Origin of the sequence: Micromonospora sp. NPDC001898 (genome assembly GCF_042891255.1) — a bacterium.
In the GTDB taxonomy this organism is placed as follows: Bacteria; Actinomycetota; Actinomycetes; order Mycobacteriales; family Micromonosporaceae; genus Micromonospora.
Map to the genome: position 1 here is coordinate 21,816 of NZ_JBIATC010000002.1, position 14,656 is coordinate 36,471.

General features: G+C 75.8%; 15 protein-coding genes. 9 read left to right on the forward strand and 6 right to left on the reverse strand.

Annotated elements, in window-relative coordinates; all coding sequences use genetic code 11:
• Nucleotides 1-70: 70 nt before the first annotated feature.
• The 5 genes from ACFYZF_RS04795 (at nt 71) to ACFYZF_RS04815 (ending at nt 6,663) form a co-directional block, all read left to right on the forward strand.
• The gene (locus ACFYZF_RS04795) at nt 71-1,219 is read left to right on the forward strand and encodes an exonuclease SbcCD subunit D (protein WP_387016114.1); all 1,149 of its coding nucleotides are present in this window, start codon (nt 71-73) and stop codon (nt 1,217-1,219) included.
• Nucleotides 1,219-3,693 (forward strand): AAA family ATPase, encoded by a 2,475-nt coding sequence (locus tag ACFYZF_RS04800; RefSeq protein ID WP_387016115.1) that lies wholly within the window; start codon nt 1,219-1,221, stop codon nt 3,691-3,693. The genes ACFYZF_RS04795 and ACFYZF_RS04800 overlap by 1 nt, the downstream gene beginning before the upstream one ends.
• A gap of 53 nt (nt 3,694-3,746) precedes the next feature.
• Complete coding sequence (locus ACFYZF_RS04805; protein ID WP_387017080.1) at nt 3,747-4,700, forward strand: hypothetical protein; 954 nt, start codon at nt 3,747-3,749, stop codon at nt 4,698-4,700.
• Nucleotides 4,701-4,764: 64 nt separating this feature from the next.
• Entirely contained in the window at nt 4,765-5,622 is an 858-nt protein-coding gene (locus tag ACFYZF_RS04810) for a spermidine synthase (protein WP_387016117.1), read from the forward strand.
• Nucleotides 5,623-5,736: 114 nt separating this feature from the next.
• Nucleotides 5,737-6,663 carry a DNA-3-methyladenine glycosylase family protein gene (locus tag ACFYZF_RS04815; RefSeq protein ID WP_387016118.1) on the forward strand — a complete coding sequence of 309 codons (927 nt, stop codon included), beginning with the start codon at nt 5,737-5,739 and terminating at the stop codon, nt 6,661-6,663.
• Nucleotides 6,664-6,837: 174 nt separating this feature from the next.
• On the opposite strand, the gene ACFYZF_RS04820 is transcribed toward ACFYZF_RS04815, so the two are convergent.
• Entirely contained in the window at nt 6,838-7,344 is a 507-nt protein-coding gene (locus ACFYZF_RS04820; RefSeq protein WP_387016119.1) for a DUF1990 family protein, read from the reverse strand.
• An 80-nt stretch (nt 7,345-7,424) separates the two neighbouring features.
• On the opposite strand from ACFYZF_RS04820, the gene ACFYZF_RS04825 reads away from it, so the two are divergent.
• A complete protein-coding gene (locus ACFYZF_RS04825) occupies nt 7,425-7,919 on the forward strand; it encodes a GNAT family N-acetyltransferase (protein WP_387016121.1) in 495 nt (164 codons plus the stop codon).
• Here ACFYZF_RS04825 and ACFYZF_RS04830 read toward each other — a convergent pair.
• Nucleotides 7,894-8,316 (reverse strand): SRPBCC family protein, encoded by a 423-nt coding sequence (locus ACFYZF_RS04830; protein WP_387016122.1) that lies wholly within the window; start codon nt 8,314-8,316, stop codon nt 7,894-7,896. The genes ACFYZF_RS04825 and ACFYZF_RS04830 overlap by 26 nt on opposite strands.
• 404 nt (nt 8,317-8,720) lie before the next feature.
• A complete protein-coding gene (locus ACFYZF_RS04835; RefSeq protein ID WP_387016124.1) occupies nt 8,721-8,939 on the reverse strand; it encodes a hypothetical protein in 219 nt (72 codons plus the stop codon).
• A 135-nt stretch (nt 8,940-9,074) separates the two neighbouring features.
• Between ACFYZF_RS04835 and ACFYZF_RS04840 the strand changes: the two genes are divergently transcribed.
• A complete protein-coding gene (locus ACFYZF_RS04840) occupies nt 9,075-10,187 on the forward strand; it encodes an ATP-dependent DNA ligase (protein ID WP_387017081.1) in 1,113 nt (370 codons plus the stop codon).
• 56 nt (nt 10,188-10,243) lie between these two features.
• Nucleotides 10,244-11,806: an alpha/beta hydrolase gene (locus tag ACFYZF_RS04845; protein ID WP_387017082.1), complete on the forward strand. Its 1,563-nt coding sequence runs from the start codon at nt 10,244-10,246 to the stop codon at nt 11,804-11,806.
• Nucleotides 11,807-11,810: 4 nt separating this feature from the next.
• Here ACFYZF_RS04845 and ACFYZF_RS04850 read toward each other — a convergent pair whose 3' ends face one another.
• Nucleotides 11,811-12,299 (reverse strand): potassium channel family protein, encoded by a 489-nt coding sequence (locus ACFYZF_RS04850; protein WP_387016125.1) that lies wholly within the window; start codon nt 12,297-12,299, stop codon nt 11,811-11,813.
• 75 nt (nt 12,300-12,374) lie between these two features.
• Between ACFYZF_RS04850 and ACFYZF_RS04855 the strand changes: the two genes are divergently transcribed.
• Nucleotides 12,375-12,827, forward strand: coding sequence for a GNAT family N-acetyltransferase (locus ACFYZF_RS04855; RefSeq protein ID WP_387016127.1), 453 nt, complete (start codon nt 12,375-12,377; stop codon nt 12,825-12,827).
• A gap of 113 nt (nt 12,828-12,940) precedes the next feature.
• On the opposite strand, the gene ACFYZF_RS04860 is transcribed toward ACFYZF_RS04855, so the two are convergent.
• Entirely contained in the window at nt 12,941-13,666 is a 726-nt protein-coding gene (locus ACFYZF_RS04860; protein ID WP_387016129.1) for an ABC transporter ATP-binding protein, read from the reverse strand.
• Nucleotides 13,663-14,655, reverse strand: a complete 993-nt coding sequence (locus ACFYZF_RS04865) for an ABC transporter ATP-binding protein (RefSeq protein ID WP_387016131.1) — start codon at nt 14,653-14,655, stop codon at nt 13,663-13,665. Before ACFYZF_RS04865 ends, ACFYZF_RS04860 begins: the two co-directional genes overlap by 4 nt.
• Between the last annotated feature and the right edge of the window lies 1 nt (nt 14,656).

Below are 14,656 nucleotides of genomic sequence, written 5' to 3' on the forward strand. Positions count from 1 at the left end.
GACCCGTGAGCGCGAGGAACGCCCGAACGAAGCGAGGAAGCCCCGCAGTCGCGAACGAAGGGCCCACCCGGTGAAGATCCTGCACACCTCGGACTGGCACGTCGGCAAGGTGCTCAAGGGGCAGTCCCGGGCCGAGGAGCACAAGCAGGTCCTCGCCGGGGTGATCGACGTCGCCCGGGAGGAGCAGCCGGACCTGGTGATCGTCGCCGGGGACCTGTACGACACGGCCGCCCCCGCCCCGGAGGCGACCCGGCTGGTCACCCGGGCGCTGACCGCGCTGCGCCGCACCGGCGCTGACGTGGTGGCCATCGGCGGCAACCACGACAACGGCCAGGCCCTCGACGCGCTGCGGCCGTGGGCCGAGGCGGCCGGCATCACCCTGCGCGGCGGGGTCCGGGAGAACCCGGACGAGCACGTGATCGACGGGGTCACCGCGAGCGGCGAGCGGTGGCGGGTGGCCGCGCTGCCGTTCCTGTCCCAGCGGTACGCCGTGCGCGCCGTGGAGATGTACGAGCTGACCGCCGCCGAGGCCACCCAGACGTACGCCGACCACCTCGGCCGGGTGCTCGGCCGGCTCACCGAGGGCTTCGCCGAGCCGGACCGGGTGCACCTGGTCACCGCCCACCTCACCGTGGTCGGGGCGACCACCGGCGGCGGCGAGCGGGACGCGCACACCGTCCTCGGGTACGCCGTCCCGGCGACGGTGTTCCCGGGCACCGCGCACTACGTGGCGCTGGGCCACCTGCACCGGTCGCAGCGGGTGTCCGGCCCCTGCCCGATCCGCTACAGCGGCAGCCCTCTCGCCGTGGACTTCGGCGAGCAGGAGAACATCCCGTCGGTCACCATGGTCGAGGTGACGGCGACGAGCGCGGCGCGCATCCGCGAGGTGCCGATCCCGGCGGCCGTGCCGCTGCGCACGGTGCGCGGCACCCTGACCCAGCTCGCCGAGGTCGCCCCGCCGGAGGGCTGGCTGCGGGTGTTCGTCCGGGAGCAGCCCCGGGCCGGGCTGCGCGAGGAGGTGCAGGAGCTGCTCCCCCGGGCCCTGGAGATCCGGATCGACCCGGAGCTGGTGCCGGCCCCCGGCAGCGGGACGCGCACCGCCCAGCGGGCCGGCCGGTCGCCCCGTGACCTGTTCGCCGACTACCTGGACAGCAAGGGGCACGCCGACTCCGAGGTCCGGGAGCTGTTCGACGAGCTGTTCGAGGAGGCGGATCGCTGATGCGCCCGATGCGGCTGGACATGGCGGGCTTCACCGTCTTCCGCGACGAGACGACCGTGGACTTCACCGACGCCGACTTCTTCGCCCTGGTCGGCCCGACCGGCTCCGGCAAGTCGACGGTGCTGGACGCGATCTGCTTCGCCCTCTACGGCACGGTGCCCCGGTGGGGCGGGACGCGAGGGCTGGCCAACGCGCTCGCCCCGTCGGCCACCGAGGCCCGGGTCCGGTTGGTCTTCGAGTCGGCCGGTGACCGCTACGTGGCGACCCGGGTGGTCCGCCGCGACGGCCGGGGCAACGTCAAGACGGCCAACGCCGGGTTGCAGCTCATGCCGGCCGGGTTCGACGTCACCAAGCTGGACACCGGGCTCAGCCCGGAGGACCTCGGCGAGGTGGTGGCCGGCACCCCGGCCGAGATGGAGCGGGCGGTGCTGGAGGCGGTCGGGCTGCCGTACGAGCAGTTCACCAGCTGCGTGGTGCTGCCGCAGGGGCAGTTCGCCGATTTCCTGCACGCCCGGCCGGCGACCCGGCAGCAGATCCTGGTCAACCTGCTCGGCCTCGGCGTCTACGAGAACGTGCAGAAGCGGGCCACCGAGCGGGCCGGTCAGGCCGAGGCGAGGCTGGAGGCGGTCGACCGGATACTCGGCGGGCTCGCCGACGTCGACGACGCGGCGCTGGCCGACGCGCAGGCCCAGGTCGGCCGGGCGCACGAGTTGGCCGAAGCGGTCGCGGCGGCCGTACCGGAGCGGGAGCGGGCCCGGGCGGCGGCGCGGGACGCGCACGCGGCGCTGGCCGCCCTCGACGCCGAGCTGGCCGGGCTCGGCGCGGTGCGGGCGCCCGACGGGGTGGCCGAGGTGGCCCGGGCGGTGACCGCCGCGCGGTCCGGCGTCGACGAGGCTGCGGCCGGGGTGGCGCTGGCCGAGGAGCGCGAGGAGAAGCTGCGCGGTGAGCTGGCCGGCGCGGGTGACGAGAGCGCCCTGCGGCTGCTGCTCAAGGCGCACGCCGACCGGGACCGGCTGGCCGGCGAGGTCGGGTCGGTGGCCACGGCGGTGACCGTGGCGCAGCGCGAGCACGACGCGGCGGTGGCCGCGCTGGCCGCGGCGCGGGCGGCGGCCGGGCGGGCCGAGGTCGAGCTGGACGCCGCGTTCCGGGCGCACGAGGAGGCGAAGGCCACCGACCAGGCGGTGGCGCTGCGGGCGCACCTGGTCGACGGGGCGGCCTGCCCGGTCTGCGAGCAGGTGGTGCCCCGGGTGCCGGCGGTGCCGGCCGGATCGGCGGTGGTCAGGGCCACCGCCGCCGGGAAGGCGGCCCGGGCCGCGACCCAGCAGGCGCAGCAGGCGGTGCAGGAGCGCGACGCGGCGGCCCGGGACCTGGAACGGGTGCTGCTGCGCGCCCGGGCCCAGCACGACCAGCTCCGGGGCCGGGTGGCCGAGTTGGACGACCAGCTCGGCGGGGCCGCCGCCCCTGAGGCGCTACGGCACGACCTGGCCGAGCACACCCGGCTGCGCCGGGAACTGGACGAGGCTGCGGGCGGGGTGCGAGGCGGCCGGGACGCCGCCCGGCGGGCCCGGGCCGCGCTGGAGGCGGCCGAGGAACGGCTGCGCGCCGCGTGGCGGGACTTCGACGCGACCCGGGACGGGCTGGCGCGGTTCGGCCCGCCGGCCGCCGACCGCGACGACGTGGCCGGGGCCTGGACGACGCTGACCGGGTGGGCCGACGCGGAGGCGCGGCAGCGGCGGGCGGACCGGGTGGGGCTGGCCGAGGCGGTCGCCGGGGCGGAGGCCGCCGCCTCGGCCGTGGAGGAGCGGATCGGCGGGGTCTTCGCCGCCGCCGGGCTGGCCGCCGGGGACGATCCGGTGCGGGCGGCCACCGTCACGGTGGAGCGCGCCGAGGCGGCCCACCGGCGGCTGGTGGAGCGCCGCGAGCAGGCCGCCGAGCTGCACGGGCAGCGGGCCGGCCACGAGCAGCAGGCCCGGGTGGCCCGGGCCCTCGCGGGGCACCTGCGGGCCAACAACTTCGAACGCTGGCTGCTGGCCGAGGCGCTGGACCTGCTGGTCGACGGCGCGTCGGGGATCCTGCGCGAGCTGTCCGGCGGCCAGTACGACCTGGTGCACGACAAGGGCGAGTTCTTCGTGGTCGACCACAACGACGCGGGGCTGCGGCGCGGGGTGCGCACGCTGTCCGGCGGGGAGACGTTCCAGGCGTCGCTGGCCTTGGCGCTGGCGCTGTCGGAGCAGCTCGCCGGGATGTCCACCACGGCGGCGAGCCTGGAGTCGATCGTCCTGGACGAGGGTTTCGGCACCCTGGACGCGGCCACCCTGGACACGGTGGCGGCCACCCTGGAGAGCCTGGCCGCCCGGGGCGACCGGATGGTCGGGGTGGTCACCCACGTGCCGGCCCTCGCCGAGCGCATCCCGGTCCGGTACGAGGTCCGCAAGGATGCCCGTTCCGCCCGCGTGGAACGGACCGGCCTGTGACGGGGCCGACCGGCACTGCCGGGACCGGGCCGCCGGGCGTGGCGGCCCCGGAGCTGTTCGTCGACGCCTGGGGCCCGGGCTACGGGGCGTCCTTCGAGGCGGTCCCCGGCGGGCCGGCCACGCCGAGCAGGCAGCAGGTCGAGGCGGGCGTGGAGCTGCCCGCGGTGGACTGGCGGGCGATCGACGTCCGGGCCGGGGTGCGGGCGCCGGACGTGGTGCTGCTGGTCGACGGGGTGCGCCGGATCGACGCCAGCGTCTGGACGGCCGAGGCCGACGGCGCGTCGTTCCCCGGCGTGGCCGCCTCGTACGCGGCCGGGGTGGTCCGCTGCGACCTGGTGCGGGGCGCGGCCCGGCTCGCCGGGACGCAGGTGCGGCGGGGGCTGTTCACGGCCAGCCCGTCGGCCCGGGAGGTTCGGGCCGGTACGGTGCGCTACCCGGTGCACCGGGTCAGCGGCACCGGCGAGCTGAACAAGCTCCAGGCCGCCGTGCAGGGGCCGCTGACCGCGCTGGAGGTGGAGGTCTCCGGGGCGGCCCGGATCGACGGGGACCTGCTGGTGGTCGACGGCCCGCTGCGCAGCCGCCGGCAGCTGCCCCGCACCCTCGGCTACGTCAAGACCCAGCACAGCCAGTACCTCGACGCGCGGCTGACCGCCGTGGTGACCGGGCTGCGAACGGGCCAGCGGTCCCCGGTGTTCAAGCTCGGCACCGCCTGGGGCGGATTCTCCTGGTACCTGCGGCTGCCGGGGGGCGGTGGCGCGCCGTGGGCCGGCATCGTGCGGGTCGAGTGCTCGGCCGAGCTGGCCGAGTCCGAGGCGATCGCGCTGGCCGACCTGTCGCTGGTCACCCTCCCCCGGTTCGCGTCCACCCCGTACAAGGACCCGCGGGCCCCGCAGAACCTGATCCCGATCGCCGGCCTGGAGCGTCGCCTGCGGGCGCTGCTCGGCGACGCCCGCCTGCTGCACCGGGCGCTGACCGCCGCGGCCCGGGGCCGCGGGCAGCACCGCTGATGGGCCGCCGCCCCGCCCGGCCACAGAGCCGCCGCCGGGTCGTCGTCCGGACGGGGCGCCGCTGATGGGCCGCCGCCGGGGTACGGACCGCATCGTGGCGCGGGTGGACACCGGCGAGGCCGAGCTGGTCCCGGACGCGGACCGGCCGCGCTCGTTCACCCTGCTGCTCGACGGCGCCCCGCAGTCGCACGTGGACCTCGCCGACCCCACCCACCTGGAGTTCGAGTACGTCCGGCGGCTGGCCGCCGCCCTCGACCTGGTCGCCCCGGCGGGCGCGCCGCTGCGGGTGCTGCACCTGGGCGGTGGCGCGCTGACCCTGCCCCGGTACGTGCAGGCCACCCGCCCCGGCTCGACCCAGCGGGTGGCCGAGGTGGACGCCGCCCTGGTCGAGCTGGTCCGCCGGGAGCTGCCCTGGCCGGCCGACCCCCGGTTGAAGGTGCGCGTCGCCGATGCCCGGGCCACCCTGGGAGCCACCAGGGACGGCAGCTACGACGTGGTGGTGGCGGACGTCTTCTCCGGCGCCCGCACCCCGGCCCACCTGACCAGCGTGGAGTACGCGGCGGAGGTGGCCCGGGTGCTCCACGGCGGCGGCTGGTACCTGGCCAACGTCGCCGACGGCCCGCCGCTGCGGCACGCCCGCGCCCAGGTCGCCACGGTCCGCGCGGTGCTGCCCCGGGCCTGCCTGATCGGCGACGCGGCGGTGCTGCGCGGCCGGCGCTACGGCAACCTGGTGCTGGTCGCGGGCCGGGGCGAGCCGCCGGTGCCGGAGCTGACCCGCCGGGCGGCCGGGGACTGGTTCCCCGGCCGGGTGGTGGCCGGCGACGAGCTCGACCGGTTCGTCGGCGGGGCCGCCGTCGTGCGCGACGCCGACGCCACCGACTCCACCCCGCCGCCACCGGGAATTTTCTCCGTCCGCCGTTGATCCGGTGGCTCCGCACACCGGGCGACGGGCCGTTGAGAGCCGGGCTGACGTCGTCGGACGCCCGGGGTCTGCGTGCATGCGGGGCTGTCCGTCCCGGCCGGGGGTCGTGGCAGAGTGTCAGGGGTGACCGAACCCGCCGTCCGCCGGACGCTGCGCCCACCGGCCGGCTACCGGCTGGCCGCGTCGGTCCGGTCGCTCACGTTCAGCACGTACGACCCGTGCGCCCGGATCGTCGCCGGCACGTTCTGGTGGGCCACCCGCACCCCCGCCGGCCCGGCCACCCTCGCGCTGCGCCCGGCCGGCGGCGGGGACCTGCTCGCCGAGGGGTACGGCCCCGGCGCCGACTGGGCGGTCCAGCAGGCCGAGGCGGTCGCCGGGCTGCGCGACGACCTCACCGGCTTCGCCGAGCTGGCCGGCGCGCACCCGCTGGTGGCCCGGCTGGCCGCGCGGCACGCCGGGCTGCGGATGCCGGCCACCGGCCAGCTCTTCCCGCGCGTGCTGCGGGCGATCCTGGAGCAGAAGGTCACCGGCACGGAGGCGTACCGGGCGTACTCGGCGACCGTGCGCCATTTCGGCGAGCCGGCGCCGGGGCCGTTGCAGCCGCTGCTGCTGCCGCCCGAGCCGGCGGCGGTGGCCGCCGCGCCGTACTGGGTCTTCCACCCGTTCGGGGTGGAGCAGAAACGGGCCGACACGCTGCGCCGGGCCGCCGCCGAGGCCGACCGGCTGGAACGCTGCGCCGACCCCGTTGAAGCCACCCGCCGGCTCACCGCGATCCGGGGGATCGGCCCGTGGACCGCCGCCGAGGTCGCCCGGATCGCGTTCGGGGACCCGGACGCGGTCAGCGTCGGCGACTACCACGTGCCGAACACGGTGGCCTGGGCCCTGGCCGGGGAGCCCCGCGGCGACGATGCCCGGATGCTCGCGCTGCTGGAGCCGTTCCGGGGCCACCGCGGCCGGGTCTGCCTGCTGCTCGCCGCCGAGGGCGTGCACGCCCCGAGGTACGGGCCGAGAATGCCGATCCGCTCCTTCGCCCGGTACTGACGCCTCCCGCAGCCCGCCGCCCCGGTCGGCCTGCCGCCGTGGCCGGCGTACCGGTCGGCCCGCGCCGCGTGGCCGGCGTAGCGGTCAGGCCCAGAGCGCCCCGCCCGACGCGGAGGCCGGGGCCGGGGCCGGGCGCAGGGACGGGCACGGAGCCGGGCGAGCGGCAGGGCCGGGTCAGGGCCGGGCGCAGAGCCGGCGCAGGGTCCGGCCGAGCCACCAGGCGTACCCGCGTTGGAAGGCCCGGCCCGCCGGCCCGGCCGCGCGCATGAACCAGCGCTCCGGTCGGCTGAACGCGCGCACCTCGAACCAGACGGCGCCGGTGTCGTCCCGGCTCACCACGAACGCCTCCTCGCCCAGGGCCGGATGGCCGGGCAGCGTGCCGTACCCGAAGCCGGCCCGGCGGGCGTCGTCGGCGGCCCAGACCACCGCGCACGGCGCGGCCAGCCGCAGCGGGCCGACGCCCAACCGGGAGACGACGGTGACCCCGGGCGCGGCCCGGGGCGCGTCGGCGTCGATCCGGATCCCGGCTGCCCGGTGCAGCCGCCAGCCGAGCACCGCCGCGCCGGCCGTGGCGAAGCAGCCGTCCGGCAGCCGCACCCGGTGCCGGACGTGCCGCCAGCCCGCGGGCAGCTCGCCGGCGTCGGTGGCTCCGACGTGCGGGTAGGTCAGCTCGGGCACCATCGCCGTCTCTCCTCGGGTCCGCGAAACCGCCAGGGTACGGCCCTGCGCGCCGGGCTCTGGCGGTGTGGTGAGCTGGGGTCGTGACCACGCCACCCCTGATCACCCCAGCCATCCCCGCCGACGCCGGTGAGATCCTCACCGTGCAGCGGGCCGCCTACGTGACCGAGGCCCAGCACTACGCCGACCCGTTGCTGCCGCCGCTCACCGAGACGCTCGAAGAGGTCCTGGCCGCGCTGGCCGGCCCGGAGACGGTGCTGGTCGCCCGGGCCGGGCACCGGCTGGTCGGCTCGGTCCGGGCGCGGGTCGCCGACGACACCGCCCACGTCGGCCGGCTGGCCGTGGCCCCGGACCAGCAGGGCCAGGGGGTCGGGGCCCTGCTGCTGCGGGCGGTGGAGGCGGCCTGCGCCGACCGGGTGTCCCGCTTCGTGCTGTTCACCGGGGCCGCCAGCGAACGGAACCTGCGGCTGTACGGGCGGCACGGCTACAAGATCGTCGGCAACCGGCCGGACGCCAACGGCATTTCCCTCGCCGTGCTGGAGAAGCGGCTGGTCAAGGGCGCTCACAGCAACGCCTGAGACCGTCAGCCTCCAGCCGGAGGTACCGGCGGGTCAGGCCGCCGTAAAGCCGGCCCACGACGGCGGCGAGCGGGCCCGACTGCTCCAGCGTCAGCTCGACCCGGACCCGGCCGTCCGGCAGCGGGACGATCCGGTGGTCGCCCCGGCTACGGACGCCCGGGGCGTTCGACACCCAGACAAAGCGGTACGGCGCCTCGACCTCGACGACCCGCCACACCGCGGGACGCAGCCGCGGCTGCTCCAGCCGCGCGGTCGAGCCGACCGTCAACGGCCCCGGTTCCAGCCGCCGGGCGCGGGACACCGAGGCGGTCCACTCCGGCCACCGGTCGATGTCGGACTGCACCCTCCAGACCCGCTCGGCGTCGGCGTCGATCTCCGTCACTGCCTCGAAGCGCATGGCCCCTCCCCTGTCGTCGAACCTACCGCTCGACGGTCCTCGCCAGCGGCCCGCACCACGACGACTGGCCTCCGTCCCTTCGGCCACCGACGCGCGCACAGCTTCACCGGATCGGTGTGGTCCCGCGCCCGTGGGCACCGCGCCGCCGGAGAGGCGGGTGCGCCGGTGCACCCGATCGCCACCGGACACGACGGCCGGCCGGCCTCGATGCGGACCTTGGACAGTTCTCGCTCCGCACGAGCGGAAACTGTCCAAGGTCCGGTGCCGCGCGGCAGGACGGTTGGACAGGGACGGCGCGGAGCAAGCCAGCAGAGCCGCGCGGCGCAACGGGACAGAGCGACGCCCGGTGGGGCCGGGCGCGGGGCGGGGCCGGGCGTGGGGCCGGGCCTGGGGCGTGGGGCGGGTCAGGCCGCTTCGGTCTCGTGCAGGTCGGCGAGGGTGAGCGGGGTACGGCGGCGCAGCAGGTCGTCCAGTTCGACGACCGTGCCGACCTCGCCGAGCACGTCCTTGCCGCCGCCGAAGCGGGCCGGGTAGCGGCGCACCAGGCGGTAGCGGTACCGGCCGCGGATCAGCTCGACGCTGACCCCCCAGCGCCCGCAGCACCCGCAGATCCACTCCCGCATCCGGCGAAACTAGCTCCGAGCTGCGGAAACGCCATCCGGTCCCGGGGGAACCAACGGGATGGACCGGGACAGATCACCCCCTCACCCCCGGTGATCCGCCTCACGACTGTCGGTGGTGTCTGGTTGACTGTCGCCGTGGACCTGCCGATCAACCCGCCGGTCGAGCCGATGCTGGCCAAGGCCGTGCCGCGACTGCCCACCGAACCCGGGATGACGTACGAGCCGAAGTGGGACGGCTTCCGCTGCATTGTGTTCCGCGACGGCGACGAGGTGGAGCTGGCCAGCCGGGGCGGCAAGACGATGACCCGCTACTTCCCCGAGGTGGTCGAGCAGGCGCTGCGGCAGCTCCCCGAGCGCTGCGCTGTCGACGGCGAGCTGATCGTGATCCGGCGCGACGGCCCGGGCGGCCAGCCCCGGCTCGACTTCGAGCTGCTCGCCCAGCGCATCCATCCCGCCGCGTCCCGGGTGAAGCTGCTGGCCGAGACCACCCCGGCCGATTTCGTCGCCTTCGACCTGCTCGCCCTCGACAACGAGCTGCTGACCGACCAGCCGTACCCGCAGCGCCGGGCCCGGCTGGAGCAGGCCCTTGCCGGGGTCCGCCCGCCGGTGCACGTCACCCAGGTCACCACGGACCCGGAGACGGCCCGCCGCTGGTTCGACGTGTTCGAGGGCGCGGGGCTCGACGGGCTCATCGTCAAGCCGGCCGACCTGCCGTACGAGCCGGGCAAGCGGCTGATGTTCAAGGTCAAGCACGCCCGCACGGCCGACGTGGTGGTGGCCGGCTTCCGCTGGCACAAGACCGGGCCGGTGGTCGGCTCGCTGCTGCTCGGCCTCTACGACGAGGCCGGCGTCCTGCACCACATCGGGGTCAGCTCCTCGTTCACGGCGGCCCGCCGCGAGGAGCTGCTGGACGAGTTGGCCCCATACCGGGACGTCGGCGACGAGCACCCCTGGGCACACGGCGACCACGAGCGCGGCCAGCGCATCCCCGGCGGGGTGAGCCGGTGGACGGGGACGAAGAACCTCGAGTGGGAGCCGCTGCGCCCGGAGTTGGTGGCCGAGGTGGGCTACGACGCGATGGAGGGCGACCGGCTCCGGCACACCGCCCGGTTCGTCCGCTGGCGGCCCGACCGCGATCCCCGGTCCTGCGGCTACGACCAGCTCGACCGCCCGATCAGGTACGACGTCGACCAGGTCCTGCGCGGCGATCCGGCGGCGACCGCCGAGGCCGTCCCGGGGCGGGCGTAGCCTGAGCCGTCGACCCGACCACGAGAGGCGTGCCGGTGACCCGCTTTCCCGACCGGATCCGCCGGGTCCGGCTGACCCTCGCCGGGCTCGTCGCGGCGACGGTGGTCGCCGCCGGCTGCACGATGCCCGCGTTCGCCCCGCGCACCGAGACCGAGGGCGAGGCCGCACCGACGGGTGCCGCGCCGACCTGGCGGGCCTGCCCGGAGGTGGCCGACGAGCTGGTGGGCCGGGGCGCGCCGGACATGCGGTACGAGTGCACGCGGATCGCCGTGCCGCGCAACTGGGGCTCCGGCACCGGCGCCACGGCCGGCCCGGGCAGCGGGGAGACCTTCGAGATCGCCCTGCTGCGGGCCCGGTCCACGAAGCAGCGGAACCGGATCGGCTCGCTCGTGATCAACCCGGGCGGCCCCGGCAGCTCCGGGGTGGACACGGCCGTCTACCTCTCCTTCGGCCCGGCGTTCGGAGGGCTGCCCCCGTCGGTCACCGAGCGGTTCGACATCGTCGGGTTCGACCCGCGCGGGGTGGCCCGGTCCAGCCCGGTGAAGTGCATCCCCGACGCCGACCTGGACGCCAGCTTCGGCTACGACCCGGACCCGGAGTCCCAGGCGTCCTTCGACGGGTTCGTCGCGCTGAACCAGCGGATCGGGCGCGGCTGCGGCGACAAGTACGGCAACCAGCTCTCGCTCTACGGCACCGAGCAGGCCGCCCGGGACATGGACGCGGTGCGCGCGGCGGTCGGCGACGAGAAGCTGACCTACCTCGGCTACTCCTACGGCACCCTGCTCGGGGCGACGTACGCCCAGCTCTACCCGTCTCGGGTCCGGGCCCTGGTGCTCGACGGCGCGGTGGACCCGACGCAGGACCTGGTGGCCGGCTCGGAGAGTCAGGCGAAGGGCTTCGAGCGGGCGTTCGACAACTTCGCCCGGTGGTGCGCGGCCAACACCGGGCGCTGCCCGCTCGCCCCGGACGCCCGGGCCGCGGTGACCTCGGCGATCGACAAGGCCAGGGTCTCCCCGGTGAAGGCGACGGATGGCCGGGAGGCCACCGCGGGCTGGGTCTTCTACGCGGTCATCTCCTCGCTCTACACGGAGTCGGGCTGGCAGGAGCTGGCCCAGGCGATCGACCGGCTCGACGGCGGCGATCCGGCCGAGGTGTTCAAGCTGGCCGACTCGTACGCGGGCCGGGAGGACGACGGGCGCTACTCGAACCTGTTCGACGCCAACCTCGCGGTCAACTGCACCGACGAGTCGGAGAAGCCGACCCTGCGGCGGGTCCGCCAGCTCCAGTCGCAGTGGCGGGAGAAGTACCCGCTGTTCGGCCCGGCGCTGGCCGTGGGCATGCTCGGCTGCGTCGAGTGGCCGGGTGGGCGGGACCCGTATCCGACCGGCAAGGCCGTCGGCGCGCCGCCCATCGTGGTGGTGGGCACGACCGGCGACCCGGCGACCCCGTACGAGCAGACCCCGAAGCTGGCCGCGATGCTGGGCGTGGGCCGGGTGCTGACCTGGGAGGGCGAGGGGCACACGGCGTACCCGCAGACGAGCTGCGTGACGAACGCGGTGGACGCCTACCTGGTCTCGCTGGCGGTGCCTCGGGACGGGCTGCGCTGCCCGGCCCGCTGACGGCTCACCCCAGGCGTCGGCCCCGGCCCCGCCTTCCGGCCGCCCGTGGCGGGGCGGGCGAGGGGGCCGGCTCGGCCGGCAGGACGATTCCGTGCCGGGCCGCCAACTCCTCCAGCAGTGCCCGCATCCGCCGCACGTCGGCCTTCAACTCCTCCTGCTCGGCGTGCTCGAAGGCGTCGTCGTCCACGATCAACTGGCTGGCGAAGTGCGCGGTGATCAGCGGGATGACCAGCAGCACCATGGTCGAGATGAGCAGGGCCGCGAGGACGCGCCCCGCGCCGGTGGTCGGCGAGATGTCGCCGTACCCGACGGTGGAGGCGGTCACCACCGCCCACCACACCGAGTCGGTGGCGCTCTTGTGCTCCACGTGGCTGTAGATGACCCCGGCCACCATGATCATCAACAGGTACGACGCGATCAGCGTCCGGGGCGAGTTGGCGAACCAGACCAGCCCCCGGTAGACCCAGCGGAACGGCAGCAGTAGGACGTCCATGTCGCATCATGCTGCCCCCTGCCGGCAACCAGGTCGCCGGGGCATCACCCCGGGTCGCTGTGCCAGGCTGACGCCATGCGTACCGTGATCTTCCGGGAGGCGGTCCGGGCCGACCTGCCGGCCGTCATCGCCCTGCTGGCCGACGACATACTCGGCAAGGCCCGCGACTTCACCGAGGTCGACGAGGCGTACGAGAGGGCGTTCGCGGACATCTCCGCCGACCCCCGCAACCACCTCGTGGTGGCCGACGAGGACGGGGGGCTGGTGGGCTGCATGCAGATCACCTATATCCCCGGGCTCGGCCGGCACGGGGCCGAGCGATCGCTCGTCGAGGCGGTGCGGGTGCGCTCGGACCGCCGCGGTCAGGGGCTGGGTCGGGAGATGATGCGCTGGGCGATCGACCAGGCCAGGCGGCGTGGCTGCGCGCTGGTGCAGCTCACCACGGACAAGACCCGCGCGGACGCCCACCGCTTCTACCGCGACCTCGGCTTCGTCGCCACCCACGAGGGCATGAAGCTCGCCCTCTAACCCCACCCTCCCCGCGATCTTGCAGTTGCGGCCCGGAAATACAGGGCGAAACGCCCGTTCTGAGGGCCACAAGTGCAAGATCGCGGGGAGGGGAGGGTGGGGAGGGGGTGGGGTCAGGTGGGGGTGGGGAGGAGTTGGCCGTCGCGGAGGGTCAGGGTGCGGTCGGCCAGCTCGATGAGGGCCGGGTCGTGCGTGGCGACCAGCGCGGTCATCCCGCGCGCGTGCACCACCGCCCGGAGCAGGTCCATGATCGACCGGCCGGTCTCCGAGTCGAGCTGGCCGGTGGGCTCGTCGGCGATCAGCAGGTCCGGCTCGTTGGCCAGGGCCCGGGCCAGCGCCACCCGCTGCTGCTGCCCGCCGGAGAGCTCGTACGGCCGCTGCGCGGCGTGCCCGCCCAGCCCGACCAGTTCCAGCAGCACCGACACCCGCTCCTCCCGCTCGGCGGCGGGCACCTTCGCCAGCCGCAGCGGCACCCCGACGTTCTCGGCGGCGGAGAGGATCGGGATCAGCCCGAAGGTCTGGAAGACGAAGCCGACGGTGCCCCGGCGCAACCGCAGCAGTTCCCGCTCGCCGGCCGCACCGAGGTCGTGCCCGGCCACCCGGACCTGCCCGGAGTCCGGCCGGTCCAGGCCGCCGACCAGGTTCAGCAGGGTGGTCTTGCCGGCGCCCGACCGCCCCTGCAGGGCGACCAGCTCGCCCTTGCCCGCGGTGAACGAGACGTCCCGGACGGCGTGCACGGCACGCTCACCCCGGCCGAAGGTACGGCTCAACCCGGTCACCCGCACCACCTCCTCGGTGGTGGCGGTGGCCGCCGGACGTGAGAACGGCTGCTCGGTCATGCGTCACTCCGTTCGGCGTCGGCCCGGTCGCCCGGCCGCACCTCGACGTGGTCGGGTTCCAGATTGAGTCGGACCCGGTCGCGCAGGGCCAGCGTGTCCACGAAGGACGCCGGAAGCTGCATCCGGCCGGCGCGGTCGAGCACCGCGTACTCCTCGCTGACCAGCTCGGTGGCGCCGTCCGCGCCGATCCGGGCGGTGCGGCGTACCTCGGAGGAGGTCCGGCCGTCGCGGATCGCGACGGTCCGGCGGACCTGGGTGGACACGGCGGAGTCGTGGGTCACCACCACCACCGTCACCCCCAGCTCCGCGTTGATCTGCCGCAGCGCGGCGAAGACCTCGGCGCCGGTGGCCTCGTCCAGCTCGCCGGTCGGCTCATCGGCGAAGAGCACCTCCGGTTCGTTGGCCACCGCCACGGCGATCGCGCAGCGCTGCTGCTCCCCGCCGCTGAGCTGTCCCGGCCGCCGGTCGGCGAGGTGGCCCACGCCGACCAGTTCGAGCAGCTCCCGGGCCCGGTCCCGGCGGACCCGCCGCCCGCGCTGCCCGGCCAGCTTCATCGGCAGCTCGACGTTCTCCAGGGCGGTCAGGTACGGCAGCAGGTTGCGCCCGGTCTGCTGCCAGACGAAGCCGGCCATCTCCCGCCGGTAGCTGAGCCTGCGCCGGGCGGAGAGGGTGAGCAGGTCGTACTCGGCGACCCGGGCGATGCCGGCGGTCGGGGTGTCCAGCCCGGACAGGATGTTCAGCAGGGTGGACTTGCCCGACCCGGACGCCCCGACGATCGCGACCAGCTCGCCCCGGTCGATGACCAGGTCGAGGCCCTGCAACGCGACCACCTCGATGCCGTCGGACTTGAAGATCCGCACCAGGCCGTCGCAGACGATGTGTCCGCGCAGCCGGTCCTGCCCGCCGGCCCGCTCGGCCGCGCGTTGCGCGGCCCGCTCCTGCAGGGTGGCCAGGTCCGGCACGGCGGACGCCTCCACGGTGGCTGTCATC

What these genes read in the sequence shown, in the direction of transcription:
- ACFYZF_RS04800 (WP_387016115.1), top strand. Translation starts at nt 1,219, where the DNA reads ATGCGCCCGATGCGGCTGGACATGGCGGGCTTCACCGTCTTCCGCGAC.
- ACFYZF_RS04810 (WP_387016117.1), top strand. Translation starts at nt 4,765, where the DNA reads ATGGGCCGCCGCCGGGGTACGGACCGCATCGTGGCGCGGGTGGACACC.
- ACFYZF_RS04820 (WP_387016119.1), bottom strand. Translation starts at nt 7,344, where the DNA reads ATGGTGCCCGAGCTGACCTACCCGCACGTCGGAGCCACCGACGCCGGC.
- ACFYZF_RS04830 (WP_387016122.1), bottom strand. Translation starts at nt 8,316, where the DNA reads ATGCGCTTCGAGGCAGTGACGGAGATCGACGCCGACGCCGAGCGGGTC.
- ACFYZF_RS04835 (WP_387016124.1), bottom strand. Translation starts at nt 8,939, where the DNA reads ATGCGGGAGTGGATCTGCGGGTGCTGCGGGCGCTGGGGGGTCAGCGTC.
- ACFYZF_RS04850 (WP_387016125.1), bottom strand. Translation starts at nt 12,299, where the DNA reads ATGGACGTCCTACTGCTGCCGTTCCGCTGGGTCTACCGGGGGCTGGTC.
- ACFYZF_RS04855 (WP_387016127.1), top strand. Translation starts at nt 12,375, where the DNA reads ATGCGTACCGTGATCTTCCGGGAGGCGGTCCGGGCCGACCTGCCGGCC.
- ACFYZF_RS04860 (WP_387016129.1), bottom strand. Translation starts at nt 13,666, where the DNA reads ATGACCGAGCAGCCGTTCTCACGTCCGGCGGCCACCGCCACCACCGAG.
- ACFYZF_RS04865 (WP_387016131.1), bottom strand. Translation starts at nt 14,655, where the DNA reads ATGACAGCCACCGTGGAGGCGTCCGCCGTGCCGGACCTGGCCACCCTG.